We start from the raw sequence: 12,782 nt of genomic DNA on the forward strand, positions 1-12,782 counted from the left end.
ATCTTAATAATAATTCTCATTAAATAATGATCTGAAAATAGAGAACTTTGAACAACTCTTTTACTGTAAGAAACAAAAGAGATAAAGTTTATTAGGAAGATTAAAACTAGAGATTTACATCCTAAGAAAATGAGATTTAATATTAACTAATCCCATTCAATTGTATTGATCATCTCAAAAAGATCTTTCTTAACGAAATCAAGTGTAGGTTTAATTGAATCATAATTTGGTCGTGTATTGAAATACACAACACCATTAATAAACCTAGAGGTACTATCGGTCATATAAAATTGAAAAGGAGAGGCAACATTTCCTTTTAATTCAAAGAAAGTACCATACACATTTGCATCATCTCTATAAAAAGAAGTATCAAGAATTGCCGTAGCCATAACTTTATGTTCGCCTACTTTATCTATGGCATAATTTACATATTCAGCCAAAGTTGTATCCATTTCAATTCGGCTTAAATGCAAAGTCCCGTCCAATTTATCAAACTTAATATCTCTATTACATTTAGATCCAGCAACATTTTCTACATTAAAGTATGTTGGTTTATTAAAAGAGTACCCACAACTATCTTTAAAATTCTCGTAAACTCGTTCAGGAAAATTTAATGCTAAATAAGTTTGTGGTTTTGGAACAAAGGTTTCTTCCCCTCCACAAGCTGTAAAAATCAATAATCCAAAAAATAAGAAATAAAAATGCTTTAACATGGAACTGTGTTATAATATTATAATTTTAACTGTTTTCACCCTCTTTTTATCTGATGTTTCCACAACAAACTTAAAGTTCTCAAAAGTATATGCTTCGTTGTTCTTAAGGATCCTCCCAGACTGTTCAATTAAAAAACCTCCAATAGAATCACTTTCACCTTTAACCTCCTCAAAAGCTTTCCCATCGATACTTAAAACTTTATACATATCTACAAGGGAGGTTTTTCCTTCAAAAACATAGGTTGACTCATCAACTTTAGTGTAGATAATATCTTCATCGTCAAACTCATCAGTGATTTCACCAATAATTTCCTCTAAAACATCCTCTAATGTAACTACACCTGAACTCCCTCCATATTCATCCACAACGACAGCCATGTGCATTTTCTTTTCTTGAAATTCTTTCAGTAAATCATCTATCTTTTTGTTTTCTGGTACAAAAAACGGTTGACGAATGATTTCGTTCCAGGCAAAATCTGCAGGTGCATTAAGGTGAGCCAGAAGATCTTTTACAAACAAAATTCCGGTTACGTTATCAAAGGTTTCTTTAAAAACAGGTATTCTTGAATATCCAGAATTCAAAATCACTTCCATCAACTCCTCATAAGAAAGCTCTTCGTTTAAAGCAACTGTATCTACCCTAGAACACATAATTTGACGAACATCTGTATTACCAAAATTGACAATTCCTTCCAGTATACGTTGTTCATCAGCTGTTGTATTTTCCTCTCTTGTTAACGCTATAGCATTCTCCAAATCATCAGTAGAAACATCAATTTGACGCTTACGCGCATATTTCAAAATAACATCAGTTCCATTTACCAAAAAGATGCGCAACCATGAAAATGGAGGTATCTTTCCTATAACACTAAGTGGAGAAGACATTAACTTAACTAGGGTCAAACTGTTTCTGTTGGCATACACCTTTGGAATAACCTCACCAATTAGTAAAAGGACAAAGGTGATTCCACCAATTTCGACAGCCGCTCGAAGATAATCAACTCCAGTGACATCAGGATTAACAGGGTAAATTTGGTTAAAAATAAAACTCGACAAAATTACGATTGCAACGTTTACAAAGTTGTTTGTAATCAATATCGTTGCCAACAAATCCTTTGGATTATTTAAAAGATTAAGCGTAGTATCTGAACTTGGAGCAGCTGATTCTCTAACTGATTCTTTGTCTTCTGGAGACAAAGAAAAGAAAGCTACTTCAGAACCAGACACTAATGCAGAAGCAATTAAAAGCAGAAGGAGAACAGCTATTGAAATCCAAAAACTTATTCCAAAATCTGCAGAAGGAATTGAAAGGAAAAAAGAACTAAGGGGCTCTATGTCATCCATTAAATTTGCACTTTAAAATGGTAAATCATCATCGTCATCATCAGACAAAACACTGCTATCCATCGGTTTTGGTTTCGATGGTGTATTACCAGTATTAAAATCAGGCTGATTAGAAGGTGTATTGGCACTATTTTCATTCCTAGAAGACAACATCGTCATATTATCTGCTACTACTTCTGTTGAATAACGTGTAGCACCTGACTCATCTTGCCAAGAACGAGTTTTTAGTTTTCCTTCAATGTAAATTTTTTGACCTTTAGTAACATACTTCTCAATAACATCTGCAAGGCCTCTCCAAACTACAATATTGTGCCAATCTGTAATTACTTTGCGTTCATTTGTTGTTCGATCTGTATAACTTTCAGATGTAGCAATTGGAAAACGAGCCAACTTTGTACCGTTCTCTAATACTCTGATTTCAGGATCTTTTCCTAAATTACCAATCAATATTACTTTATTTACACTTCCTGCCATATCACAAAAGTAAAAATATTTCACTTAAACATACAATCATTTATTTTTTAAAAATTTTAATAATCTATAAATGAGTATCATTTTCAACTTTTCATGTTTCGTCCTTAATCCATTTTAAATGAGTTGATCTAAGTAAATATTGAAAATCCAATCAAATTCTCATCGATAAAAACCTCCTTTTGGTATCACTAATGTCCCATTAAAATCTGAAACCACCTTTTTAAATAAGTATATATCAAATAATTAAAGCTGTTTTAAAATTAAACGGATTTCAATTTGCATTTTGCACTCTTAAAGATATTAGCAAATGCATAAGGATAAATACGTTTTCGCTCAATTAGCATCCTTTCTTGATAGGAATAAGTTTAACTACATTGTTCGTAAATATAATGGAGATAAATACGTAAAACATTTCACTTGTTGGAATCAACTGCTTTCTATGATGTTTGGGCAACTGTCAAATCGTGAAAGTCTGAGAGATTTGATTGTCGCACTTGATGCTCATCACTCTAAATCTTATCATTTAGGCTTAGGCAAGAATGTTTCAAAATCATCTCTAGCTAGAGCCAATCAAGACAGAGACTATCGCATCTTTGAAGAGTATGCCTACTATTTAGTAAACGAAGCTAGGAAGAAACGAGTTTCTAAAATATTCAAGATTGAAGGTAATGTATATGCTTTTGATTCAACGACTATTGACTTATGTCTTTCTGTATTTTGGTGGGCGAAATTTCGTAAGAATAAAGGTGGAATTAAGGTGCATACATTATATGATATAGAAACACAAATTCCCGCATTTTTTCATATTACGGAAGCTTCTGTGCACGACTCTACCGTTATGAAAGAGATTCCTTATGAAACAGGTTCTTATTACATATTCGACCGCGCATACAATCACTTTAAAATGTTGTATAAAGTTCACCAAATAGAAGCTTTCTTCGTTGTAAGAGCAAAGAAGAATATTCAGTATCAGATAATCAAATGGAAACGAAGATTGCCCAAAAACGTACTTTCAGATGTGACAATTGAACTGACTGGATTTTATCCTAAACAATACTATCCAGCAGTTCTTAGATTGATTAGATATTGGGATGAAGAACAAGAGCGTGAACTTATGTTTCTAACCAATGCAAAACACATCACTGCACTTAAAGTAGCTGAACTTTATAAGAACAGGTGGCAAGTTGAGCTTTTCTTTAAGTGGTTAAAACAACATCTAAAAATCAAGAAATTTTGGGGAACTACTGAAAACGCAGTTCGGATTCAGATCTATGCTGCCATTAGCACTTATTGCCTAGTTGCAATCGTCCAAAAAGAAATGCAAGTTGACAGAAGTACTTATGAGGTTTTGCAGATATTAAGTATATTACTAACAGATAAAACTCAACTTAGAGAACTCTTTGAAAAAACTAAATTTCAAAATTACAAAGTACAATTTAAGCTCAATGAGCCAAATTTATTCAACTTCGATTGATGTCCAGATTTTAATGGGACACTAGTGTTAAAATAAATACAAGAAGAACTCCCAGAAACACAATTCCTAAGGGTTCATCGCTCATTTATAGTTTCTTTAAGAAACATCGAAACCATTGAAAGAGGTCAAATTTTAATTAACGACCAACGCATCACCGTTTCTGAACAATACAAAGAAAAATTAAACGCGTTCATTAGCAACAACTCACTCAATTCAAATTAATCAGAAAACACCTCGCTGTAATTTTCGAGAAACCGTTCGATGAGTCTAGGCAAAGGATATTGATCCAACCCAACAAGATTGGACTCAATCAAACCTTCTTTTTCAACGGGCTTATTTACTTTCCAAAAAGTCGCATAAATATGTTGGTGTGTTAAAATATGTTTTTCCGCAAAAATTTTTGTTCCTAAATCCAAATCATACTCACTTTTTACAATTGCACTAACTTCCGATTTTAGTTTTTTCTCTTTCAATTCAATCATCGGAAATTGATACATATTCATCCAAATTCCCTTACCCTCTCTTTTTTCCAATTGAACATTCGCAGAAGGAAAAATTAGAAAATGAAAATACCTCTTCGTTACTTTAATCTTCTTCGATTTAACAGGCAAAGTTTTCGGATCCCCTTCTTTTAAAGATAGACAAGTTCCATTTAGGGGACAATTTTCACAATCAGGGTTCTTAGGCTTGCAAACCATTGCGCCTAACTCCATAATCGCCTGATTAGATTCAGCAGGATTTTCGACACTCAATACTTCATCAGCATAAGCCTTAAAAACCTTCATTCCCTGACCTGTGTCAATTGGTGTATCATCATTAAAGTATCTAGATAAAACACGGAAAGCATTTCCATCAACTACAGCATGGGGCAACTGAAAAGCAAATGAAGCTATTGCAGAGGCTGTATAATCACCCACACCCTTAAGACTTTTAATATCTTCAAATCGACTTGGAAAAATGCCATCAAACTCATCTACAACTTGTTGCGCGGCAAAACATAGGTTTCTTGCACGACTGTAATATCCTAACCCTTGCCACAAACGAAGTACTTCTTGTTCATCTGCAGCCGCTAAGTCACTAACTTCAGGATAGTGTTCGACGAATTTATTATAGTAAGCTAACCCCTGGTCCACCCTTGTTTGTTGCATAATAATTTCTGACAACCATATTTTATACGGATCCTCAGTCAACCTCCATGGAAGAATTCTATGGTTTCGTCGATACCATTGGCTTATTAATGGGTAAAAATCAGACATTTAAATAAATTTTTGAAATTATTATTTAAATCACAAAGATAAAAGGAATAAGCTAAGTATCTTTGTGGCTGAAAATCATTAAGTTGTTAAAAGTTAAAAATTTAAATTATGACAAAAGCTGATATAGTAGCTGAGATTGCTGAGGAAATTGGACTAGAAAAAAACGAAGTTCAAAAAACTGTTGAAACCTTCATGAATACAGTTAAGAAATCTCTTACAAAGGGTGAAAACGTTTACTTAAGAGGCTTTGGTAGCTTCATTGTTAAGGAAAGAGCGGAAAAAACTGGACGTAACATTTCAAAAAACACTACAATCATTATTCCTGCGCACAATATTCCATCATTTAAACCTGCAAAGACTTTCGTTGAAGACGTTAAGTCAAATGTTAAGGTAAAATAGTTGAAATATTGTTCACTTATTGGGACTTATAAAAGTTATTTATATCTTTGCACTCCTGTTTTATTAAAGACAGGAGTGTTTTTTTTCGCAAAAAGACACTTAACACACTGAATATTAATACTTAAAACATATAGTTATGCCAAGTGGTAAAAAGAAAAAGAGACACAAGATGTCAACGCACAAAAGAAAGAAGCGTTTAAGAAAAAACCGTCACAAGAAGAAAAAATAGATTTTTCTTTTTTTTAGACAATTCACCAAATAACTTGGCATTTTCATGCTAAGTTATTTGTATTATACAAACTTAAAAACGGCTTCCGTGAATTACGAATTAGTAGTTGACTCCCGAAAAGGGAGTGTTTGGCTTGCACTACTAAAAGATGGAAAGCTTATTGAATTACACGAAGAGGGCGAACAATCCGACTTTGCTGTGGGCGATGTATACCACGGTAAGGTTAGAAAGGTAGTACCCAGTCTTAACGCGTGTTTTGTTGATGTCGGATATGAAAAAGATGCATTTTTGCATTATTTAGATCTAGGACCTCAGTATTTATCACTCAATAAGTTTACCCAACATACGCTGCAAGGTAAACAAAACGTAGCCGACCTATTGTACTTCAAACCAGAAGAAGACATTTCTAAAGATGGAAAAATCACAGATGTGGTTTCTTCCTCACAACACATCATGGTTCAAGTAGCAAAAGAACCAATATCGAGTAAAGGACCTCGATTAAGTGCTGAAGTTACACTAGCAGGTCGGTATTTAGTACTTGTTCCGTTTTCAAACAAGGTCTCAATTTCTCAAAAATTGAAAGACCCTGAAGAGCGTGAACGTCTGCGTGATCTTATGAAAAATATCAAACCAAAGAATTTTGGTGTGATTATTCGTACGGTTGCGAAAAACAAAAAAATCGAGCAAATTGATCAAGACCTAAAAAACCTTCTTGAGAAATGGAATAAACTACATGGAAATTTAGTTAATTCTAAGCCTCCAAGAAGAATTTTAGGAGAAATCAATAAAGCTTCATCATTATTAAGGGATTTATTAAACTCAGATTTCACAAATATTCATGTGAATGACGATGATTTATACGATAAGATGAAAACTTACGTAGCTTCAATTGCTCCTGACAAGGAAAGCATATTAAAGCGCTACAATGGTAAGCTAGATATTTTTGAAAAATTTGGAATAAACAAACAAATTAAAACCCTCTTCGGTAAAAAGGTACCACTACCTAGTGGTGGTTACTTGATAATCGAACACACAGAAGCCATGCACGTGGTGGATGTAAACAGCGGTAACAGAAAAGATGCAAAAGGTCAAGAAAGCAATGCCTTGGCTACAAATCTTGAAGCTGCTGAAGAACTTGCTAGAGTACTCCAATTGAGAGATATGGGAGGTATTGTAGCGGTGGACTTTATTGACATGCATGAAAAGGAAAACAACCGTGCTCTCTTCGACAAAATGAAAGAGTTCATGAAGCCTGACCGTGCAAAACATAACATTCTCCCTCCATCACGTTTTGGAGTAATTGAAATTACGCGACAACGTGTTCGACCAGAAACAGACATTGAAACATCAGAAAAATGTCCGGTTTGTGAAGGTACAGGAGAAATTACAGCAAGTATTTTATTTGCTGATGAAGTGGAAAACAATTTATCTTATTTATTAGAGGATAGAAAAGTAAAGGAAGTATCTTTAGAAGTACACCCTTACATAGAATCTCATTTCAAAAGAGGATTAATTTCTAAACAAATGAAATGGTTCTTGAAATATAAAAAATGGGTTCGTGTTACAGGAGTAACTAACTTCCATTTACTGCAATATGCCTTTAAAGATAAAGAAGGGAAAATAATAAAACTTTAGGCATGAAAGAAGAGGAAAAACTTTCCTTTTTAGAAGCCAAACAAAAAATTGAAGCTTGGTGTGCTTATCGAGATCGCTGTCATCATGAAGTTTATCAAAAACTAAGGGATTACGGGATAGACGATGAGGACACCAACGCTTTACTTTCACACCTTATAGAATATCGTTTTTTAGATGAACAACGCTTTGCTGAAAGTTTTGTATCAGGAAAACATAGAATAAAAAAATGGGGTCGTAATAAAATCATCGCCCATCTTAAGCAAAAGAGAATTCCATCTCGAATCATCCAAACAGCACTTAAGGAAATTGATCCTGAAGAATATAACAAAATCCTTTATCAGTTAGCATTATCTAAATGGAAGTCCAAAAAAGGGAAAAACTTCGAAATCAAAATCAAAGTTCAACGGTATTTAGTGAGTAAAGGTTATGAATTTGAATTAATTTATAATGCATTGGAAGACGTTGAAAACAACTTAAAAGAATAATTCTTAAGATAATTAACACCTGAATAAGGTAGCTCAAAAAATTTTAATATTATATTAGCGAAATATAAGATTTTTAAGTCGTGTCTGATAGTATTATTATTATTCCAACATACAATGAAATTGAAAACATCGAACGAATGATTCGCAAGGTGTTTAGCTACAAAAAAGAATTTCATTTACTTATCGTTGATGATAACTCTCCAGACGGAACAGCTCAAAAAGTCATTGATCTTCAAAAAGAATATCCCACACAACTTCATCTTCTTCAAAGACCCGAAAAAAACGGATTAGGTACAGCTTACAAGGCTGGTTTTGATTGGTGCCTAGACAAAGATTACGAATACCTTTTCGAAATGGATGCCGATTTTTCGCATAATCCAGATGATTTGATTCGATTGTATGAAGCATGTTCAAAAAAGGATATACACATGGCTATAGGATCTCGTTATTGCAAAGGAGGTAAGGTGAAAAATTGGCCAATTATGCGTGTATTGATGTCTTACTTCGCTTCCATTTATGTTCGAATGATTCTTTGGATAGGAATTAAGGATACAACGGCTGGATTTAAATGTTATTCCAAAGAAGCACTACAGAAAGTAAACTATCATAACATTCCTTTTAAAGGATATGCTTTTCAGATTTGCATGAAATATGGCGTTTTACAACACAAATTAGCTTATAAAGAAGTACCAATTACTTTTATTGATAGACAAGAAGGGACATCAAAAATGAGTTCTGGCATATTCAAAGAAGCACTTTTTGGTGTTTGGAAAATGAAAAAAATGAAATTATAATTCTATGAAATATCTTTTAAAACAAGCTACGATTATTAACGAAGGAACATCAACTGTAAGCGATGTTTTAATTCAAAATGATAGAATAGAAAAAATTGCATCTACTATTGAAGATGGAACCGCTAAAGAAATTAACTGTGAAGGAAAATATCTTGTTCCAGGAAGTATTGATGATCAAGTTCATTTTAGAGAGCCAGGATTAACCCATAAAGGGAATATCCATTCAGAAAGTAGAGCTGCTGTCGCAGGAGGAATTACTTCATTCATGGAAATGCCAAACACTGTTCCTAATGCATTAACTCAAGAATTGCTTGCTGATAAATATGAAATAGCGGCCAATTCAAGTATTGCCAATTACAGTTTTTTCATGGGCGCTTCCAATGACAACATTGAAGAAGTACTTAAAACCAATCCTAAGGATGTTTGTGGAGTAAAAGTATTTATGGGATCGAGCACAGGAAACATGCTTGTAGATGAGCCTACAACTTTAAACAAAATATTTGGTGAAGTACCTATGCTCATTGCCACACACTGTGAAGACGAAGGAACGGTTCGTAGGAATATGGAGACGTATAAAGCCAAATTTGGAGAAGATGTTCCCATAAAATACCATCCAGAAATAAGAAGTGAGGAAGCTTGTTATCTATCTTCATCAATGGCGGTTGAGTTAGCTAAAAAACACAATGCTAGACTACACGTTTTACATATTTCTACAGCGAAAGAACTTTCACTATTTGAAAACAAAACTCCTTTGGCTGAAAAAAGAATTACAGCAGAAGCGTGTGTTCATCATTTATGGTTTTCAGAAGAAGATTACGCTGAAAAGCAAACATTAATCAAATGGAATCCGGCGGTAAAAAAGAAAACTGATCGTGAAGCGATTTGGCAAGCTGTTTTAGACAATAGAATTGATGTATTGGCAACAGATCATGCTCCTCATACCATTGAAGAGAAAAACAATACATATTTCAAAGCACCATCTGGAGGTCCATTGGTTCAACATGCTCTTCTTGCTCTTCTTGAGAAATCTAAACAAGGAGTAATCAGTAAAGAAAGAGTAATTGAAAAAACCGCTCATGCTCCAGCAACTTTATTTGGTGTAGAAAATAGAGGATTTATTCGTGAAGGATATTTTGCCGATTTAGTAATCATCGATCCTAACAAAACCACAACAGTCTCAAAAGATAACATTCTTTACAACTGTGGTTGGTCGCCATTCGAAGGAACAACTTTTAATCATCAGATAGAAAAAACTTTTGTCAATGGAAATATGGTTTATGACAACCATAAAGTGATTGATCAAAGTAATGGACGTAGGCTTTCATTCAATAGGTTTGATTAATGAGTAAATTCATTTTATATATTGGTTTGTTAATCTCAACCTTACTTGGTGCTTGCTCATATGAGTTAAAAACTGATGAAAAACCTGTAGACTTGATTCCAAGAGATTCTTTTACAAGAATACTCAACGAAGTTATGATAGTTGAATCATACGTAAAACACCAACAAAACAACGTTGAAGGATATGCTGAAACCCTACCTGAAGCGGTGGACTCCATTTTCAAGAAATACAAGATTGACAGTATACGATATCGAAATTCATTCAATTATTATTCAACGCAACAAGAACAACTTATTGAAATGTATACCGAAATTAAAGACAGTTTAAATCACAATAAAGATGATTAATTGGTCTTGATAAATCTTTGAATCAAAGAGATCTTCAAAGTAATTCAGTTGTTAAATTGGCATTTTTTAGGATTAAAATCGAATGATTTTAGTTAAATTACTCCAAAAAAATATGAAGTACCACACAAGAAAATGGATCAAACCAGAAGACTTAAATCCTAATGGAACTTTATTTGGAGGAAGACTTCTAGAGTGGATTGATGAAGAGGCTGCGCTCTATGCCATCATTCAATTGGAAAACCAAAAAACAGTAACTAAATTCATTAGTGAAATTGACTTTCAAAGCTCTGCAAAGCAAGGAGACATTATTGAGATAGGAATGGAAGTCACAAAATTCGGAACTGCGTCACTTACCCTAAAATGTGAGGTTAGAAATAAAATGACCCGTAAAACGATTATCACAGTAGATAAGATCATCATGGTGAGTCTCGACGAAAATGGAAATGCAAAACCACACGGAAAAACGGAAGTGGAATATGTAAAAGACCGTTTAAAATCTTAAACAAAAAAGGAGGTCACTTTATCGTTGATAAACAATTCAACTTTAGAGACCTCCTTCAATATATTTGATTTCAGACGACTATGCTTCTGAAACTTCTAATTCTTCTTTTTTCAATAAAGAACCTACAGCTGTTAGTGGATAAATTTCGCTATACTTCTTAATCATATCCATTTCAACACGTCTGTTGATGTGTTTACGCTTTAATCCTTGAGGTGTGGTTACTCCACTTGCTGCCATCAATTCAATAAAGCTATAAACTGTTTGAGAGTGATAGTTTGCTACACGTTGGGCTTTATCCTCAACATCCAATCCTTTCATCAAGCTTTTATCTTGGGTAGCAACTCCAACAGGACAAACATTTTTATGACAAAGCAGTGCCTGAATACATCCAGTAGCCAACATCATAGCTCTTGCACAATAAACAGTATCAGCTCCGATTGCAATTAATCTTGCAATATCAAAACTACTAAAGACTTTACCAGAAGCCATAATACTGATTTCTTTTTTCAAATCGTATCCTCTCAATGTGTTAACAGCGTAGGCCAACCCATCACGAAGAGGAATACCAATAGCATTTGAGAATTCAACAGGTGCAGCACCCGTTCCTCCTTCTCCTCCATCAATCGTTATAAAATCTGGGCGAATTCCTGTTTCAATCATTGCCTCACAAATATCAGTGAATTCAGATTGCTTCCCAATACACATTTTGAAACCAATAGGCTTTCCATTTGATAAATCTCGCATTTCCTTGATGAAATACATTAATTCTTTTGCATTTGTAAAAGCAGAATGCGTGTTTGGTGAGTGCACTGTCGTATGTGGCTCAATGTGACGAATTGCAGCAATTTCTTCAGTATTTTTAGATGCTGGTAACAAACCTCCATGACCAGGTTTCGCTCCTTGAGAGATTTTCAACTCGATCATTTTAACGTTTGGATTATTGGCATTCTCCTTAAAGGTTTTAGGATTGAAGTTTCCTTTTTTATCTCGACAGCCAAAATATCCTGTTCCAATTTGCCAAATCAGGTCTCCTCCATTTTCCATATGATAAGGAGAAATTCCACCTTCTCCAGTATTTTGAGCAAATCCACCTAATTTTGCTCCTTTATTCATAGCTAAAACAGCGTTTTTACTCAAAGATCCGAAACTCATTGCAGAAATATTCATCAAACTTGCTGCGTATGGCTGCAAACAATCAGAACCTCCTATCATAATTCTAGGATCATGATCTATCTCCTTACGGTTTTTTGCATAAATTGAATGATCCATCCATTCATAACCTATGTCATAAACGTTCAATTGTGTTCCAAACGGTGCAGTATCATTTACTTTCTTTGCTCTTTGGTAAATTAAAGAACGATCTAAACGATTAATTGGTCTACCATCAGTATCGTTTTCCACAAAATATTGCATTATTTCAGGACGAATTGATTCTAAGATAAATCTCAAATTTCCTATTACAGGAAAGTTTCTTCGGATACTGTGTTTTTTCTGAAAAATATCAAAATAACCAATTATGATTAACGGACCAAACAGCAGCATAAGCCAGAGTACATTATTCCAAAATGGATAAATGGCAGCAACAATTCCTACTATTAAAAACGATAACAAAATAAATATACTTCTTGGCTTCATAACATCTATATTAATGAGTTTAACATTTAAATAAATACTTTAGTTTCAAAAAAATTTAATCGCCAAAGTTAGTTGAATTTCTTATATCCTAGAGTTATTTCACAAAAGAAATCAATGGCGTTTTTCACTTTATAAAATCATAGAATATTCATG

14 protein-coding genes are annotated in these 12,782 nt (G+C 33.8%); 9 read left to right on the top strand and 5 right to left on the bottom strand.

Annotated features, from left to right (window positions below; genetic code table 11):
* Window positions 1-146 precede the first annotated feature (146 nt).
* From gldD to DXU93_RS00100, 3 genes are read right to left on the bottom strand one after another with little or no spacing between them, the layout of a single operon-like run.
* Window positions 147-713: a gliding motility lipoprotein GldD gene (gene gldD / locus DXU93_RS00090; RefSeq protein ID WP_116879214.1), complete on the bottom strand. Its 567-nt coding sequence runs from the start codon at window positions 711-713 to the stop codon at window positions 147-149.
* A gap of 9 nt (window positions 714-722) precedes the next feature.
* Window positions 723-2,057 (bottom strand): gliding motility-associated protein GldE, encoded by a 1,335-nt coding sequence (gene gldE, locus DXU93_RS00095; RefSeq protein ID WP_116879215.1) that lies wholly within the window; start codon window positions 2,055-2,057, stop codon window positions 723-725.
* A gap of 12 nt (window positions 2,058-2,069) precedes the next feature.
* A complete protein-coding gene (locus tag DXU93_RS00100) occupies window positions 2,070-2,531 on the bottom strand; it encodes a single-stranded DNA-binding protein (RefSeq protein WP_116879216.1) in 462 nt (153 codons plus the stop codon).
* A 307-nt stretch (window positions 2,532-2,838) separates the two neighbouring features.
* Between DXU93_RS00100 and DXU93_RS00105 the strand changes: the two genes are divergently transcribed.
* Together DXU93_RS00105 and DXU93_RS00110 are read left to right on the top strand one after the other, a co-directional pair.
* Window positions 2,839-4,005 carry an IS4 family transposase gene (locus DXU93_RS00105; protein ID WP_116879217.1) on the top strand — a complete coding sequence of 389 codons (1,167 nt, stop codon included), beginning with the start codon at window positions 2,839-2,841 and terminating at the stop codon, window positions 4,003-4,005.
* Between the two features lie 36 nt (window positions 4,006-4,041).
* Complete coding sequence (locus DXU93_RS00110; RefSeq protein ID WP_262510720.1) at window positions 4,042-4,227, top strand: LytTR family DNA-binding domain-containing protein; 186 nt, start codon at window positions 4,042-4,044, stop codon at window positions 4,225-4,227.
* Here the strand turns inward: DXU93_RS00110 and mutY are convergent.
* Window positions 4,224-5,261 carry an A/G-specific adenine glycosylase gene (gene mutY, locus DXU93_RS00115; protein WP_116879218.1) on the bottom strand — a complete coding sequence of 346 codons (1,038 nt, stop codon included), beginning with the start codon at window positions 5,259-5,261 and terminating at the stop codon, window positions 4,224-4,226. The two genes, DXU93_RS00110 and mutY, sit on opposite strands and share 4 nt — an antisense overlap.
* A gap of 108 nt (window positions 5,262-5,369) precedes the next feature.
* Here mutY and DXU93_RS00120 point away from each other — a divergent pair, with 108 nt between their 5' ends.
* From DXU93_RS00120 to DXU93_RS00150, 7 genes are all read left to right on the top strand, one after another.
* Entirely contained in the window at window positions 5,370-5,660 is a 291-nt protein-coding gene (locus tag DXU93_RS00120; protein ID WP_116879219.1) for an HU family DNA-binding protein, read from the top strand.
* Between the two features lie 316 nt (window positions 5,661-5,976).
* Window positions 5,977-7,524: an Rne/Rng family ribonuclease gene (locus DXU93_RS00125; RefSeq protein WP_116879805.1), complete on the top strand. Its 1,548-nt coding sequence runs from the start codon at window positions 5,977-5,979 to the stop codon at window positions 7,522-7,524.
* Window positions 7,525-7,526: 2 nt separating this feature from the next.
* Window positions 7,527-8,009, top strand: a complete 483-nt coding sequence (locus DXU93_RS00130; protein ID WP_116879220.1) for a regulatory protein RecX — start codon at window positions 7,527-7,529, stop codon at window positions 8,007-8,009.
* 80 nt (window positions 8,010-8,089) lie between these two features.
* The gene (locus DXU93_RS00135; protein WP_116879221.1) at window positions 8,090-8,803 is read left to right on the top strand and encodes a polyprenol monophosphomannose synthase; all 714 of its coding nucleotides are present in this window, start codon (window positions 8,090-8,092) and stop codon (window positions 8,801-8,803) included.
* Between the two features lie 4 nt (window positions 8,804-8,807).
* On the top strand, window positions 8,808-10,145 hold the full coding sequence (locus tag DXU93_RS00140) for a dihydroorotase (RefSeq protein WP_116879222.1): 1,338 nt from the start codon (window positions 8,808-8,810) through the stop codon (window positions 10,143-10,145).
* The gene (locus DXU93_RS00145) at window positions 10,145-10,492 is read left to right on the top strand and encodes a DUF4296 domain-containing protein (protein WP_116879223.1); all 348 of its coding nucleotides are present in this window, start codon (window positions 10,145-10,147) and stop codon (window positions 10,490-10,492) included. Before DXU93_RS00140 ends, DXU93_RS00145 begins: the two co-directional genes overlap by 1 nt.
* Before the next feature lie 112 nt (window positions 10,493-10,604).
* Window positions 10,605-10,994, top strand: coding sequence for an acyl-CoA thioesterase (locus DXU93_RS00150; protein ID WP_116879806.1), 390 nt, complete (start codon window positions 10,605-10,607; stop codon window positions 10,992-10,994).
* A gap of 78 nt (window positions 10,995-11,072) precedes the next feature.
* Here the strand turns inward: DXU93_RS00150 and DXU93_RS00155 are convergent, their stop codons facing one another.
* Entirely contained in the window at window positions 11,073-12,629 is a 1,557-nt protein-coding gene (locus DXU93_RS00155; RefSeq protein ID WP_116879224.1) for an FMN-binding glutamate synthase family protein, read from the bottom strand.
* Window positions 12,630-12,782: the final 153 nt, after the last annotated feature.

This window comes from Brumimicrobium aurantiacum, assembly GCF_003402975.1.
GTDB lineage: Bacteria > Bacteroidota > Bacteroidia > Flavobacteriales_D > Crocinitomicaceae > Brumimicrobium > Brumimicrobium aurantiacum.

Bases quoted from the DNA above. Each gene is read 5' to 3' on its own strand.
- gldD (WP_116879214.1), bottom strand. From the start codon at position 713: ATGTTAAAGCATTTTTATTTCTTATTTTTTGGATTATTGATTTTTACA.
- gldE (WP_116879215.1), bottom strand. From the start codon at position 2,057: ATGGATGACATAGAGCCCCTTAGTTCTTTTTTCCTTTCAATTCCTTCT.
- DXU93_RS00100 (WP_116879216.1), bottom strand. From the start codon at position 2,531: ATGGCAGGAAGTGTAAATAAAGTAATATTGATTGGTAATTTAGGAAAA.
- DXU93_RS00105 (WP_116879217.1), top strand. From the start codon at position 2,839: ATGCATAAGGATAAATACGTTTTCGCTCAATTAGCATCCTTTCTTGAT.
- mutY (WP_116879218.1), bottom strand. From the start codon at position 5,261: ATGTCTGATTTTTACCCATTAATAAGCCAATGGTATCGACGAAACCAT.
- DXU93_RS00120 (WP_116879219.1), top strand. From the start codon at position 5,370: ATGACAAAAGCTGATATAGTAGCTGAGATTGCTGAGGAAATTGGACTA.
- DXU93_RS00130 (WP_116879220.1), top strand. From the start codon at position 7,527: ATGAAAGAAGAGGAAAAACTTTCCTTTTTAGAAGCCAAACAAAAAATT.
- DXU93_RS00140 (WP_116879222.1), top strand. From the start codon at position 8,808: ATGAAATATCTTTTAAAACAAGCTACGATTATTAACGAAGGAACATCA.
- DXU93_RS00145 (WP_116879223.1), top strand. From the start codon at position 10,145: ATGAGTAAATTCATTTTATATATTGGTTTGTTAATCTCAACCTTACTT.
- DXU93_RS00150 (WP_116879806.1), top strand. From the start codon at position 10,605: ATGAAGTACCACACAAGAAAATGGATCAAACCAGAAGACTTAAATCCT.
- DXU93_RS00155 (WP_116879224.1), bottom strand. From the start codon at position 12,629: ATGAAGCCAAGAAGTATATTTATTTTGTTATCGTTTTTAATAGTAGGA.